The following is a 1,025-nucleotide window of genomic DNA, read 5'->3' as shown; positions in this document are numbered from 1 at the left end:
GCCCCATCAGAACTTCAACCTGCCGTAACTTCACAACAATATCTTCAGGTTTGGGGCGCTTGATAGCCATCTATGGTCCTCCGGTTTCCTAACTATAGGCGTGGACCACTTCAAAGGGGGAGGCTCATTGATAAACATGTAGTCAATTTCAGTCCACGGCATACCAATAGCGGCATACTCATAGAGAGGATTCTCTACATGAGATACCTTGGTGATCTCCACGCTTCCCATATTTCGGGCACCAGAAAGATGCCCTGTAAACTCACCATAAGGCCCGTCTACTTCGCGTACACGAGGAAGGACATGTCCTTCAAGAATGTATTGAGCTCCCCAAGGCACCTGCAGCCCATTCTCAAGCGCAACCACGGGGTAAGGTTCCTCATTCAAAGCAGATGCCATCTGAAATTCGTCCTGGTCGTATAAAAGAGGCATGCTTGCTACGAGTGGGAGCATAGGCTCATTTCCAATACTAATGGCGATGGGCAGGGGTTCATTCTTCTGTTCCGCAGCTCGGAAATGCAATGCGATGTCATGCTCTGGAACCATCTGAATGCTCAGACTTCTAGGCCCCTTCACCTGTAGGCGATACATGCCAACATTTTGTTGCTCAAAGCTATCCCAATGGTCTGGGTGATGAGACGTTATTGAGGCTTTGTTGATGTACATACCGTCATCACCAGAATTCAAACGAAAAAACGGCATAAGCGCAAATAGGTTTATGTCATCCCCTTCGAACACCACTTTTTGCCAGGGCGCACTACCTTTCTCGTCGACCGTACCGCTATCAAAGTTCTGATAACGTCGATTAAATTCCTCGCTGATTTCCCTAAGGGGAGTATTCTTCGGCATCCCCAACGTTAATGCAATGTTCGGCTACGAACCGTGAACGTTTGTTATGATGAGCCTCCCCCTTTGAAGTGGTCCACGCCTATAGTTAGGAAACCGGAGGACCATAGATGGCTATCAAGCGCCCCAAACCTGAAGATATTGTTGTGAAGTTACGGCAGGTTGAAGTTCTGATGGGG

At 48.3% G+C, this 1,025-nt stretch carries 1 protein-coding gene; it reads right to left on the bottom strand.

The window, feature by feature from the left end; all coding sequences use genetic code 11:
• Positions 1 to 30: 30 nt before the first annotated feature.
• Entirely contained in the window at positions 31 to 849 is an 819-nt protein-coding gene (locus PsAD37_RS17020; protein ID WP_063297178.1) for a UbiD family decarboxylase, read from the bottom strand.
• Between the last annotated feature and the right edge of the window lie 176 nt (positions 850 to 1,025).

Origin of the sequence: Pseudovibrio sp. Ad37, assembly GCF_001623075.1 — a bacterium.
In the GTDB taxonomy this organism is placed as follows: Bacteria; Pseudomonadota; Alphaproteobacteria; order Rhizobiales; family Stappiaceae; genus Pseudovibrio.
The sequence above is the reverse complement of the archived record's forward strand: the minus strand, read 5'-3'. Positions and strand labels throughout refer to the sequence as shown.

What these genes read in the sequence shown, in the direction of transcription:
- PsAD37_RS17020 (WP_063297178.1), bottom strand. Translation starts at nt 849, where the DNA reads ATGCCGAAGAATACTCCCCTTAGGGAAATCAGCGAGGAATTTAATCGA.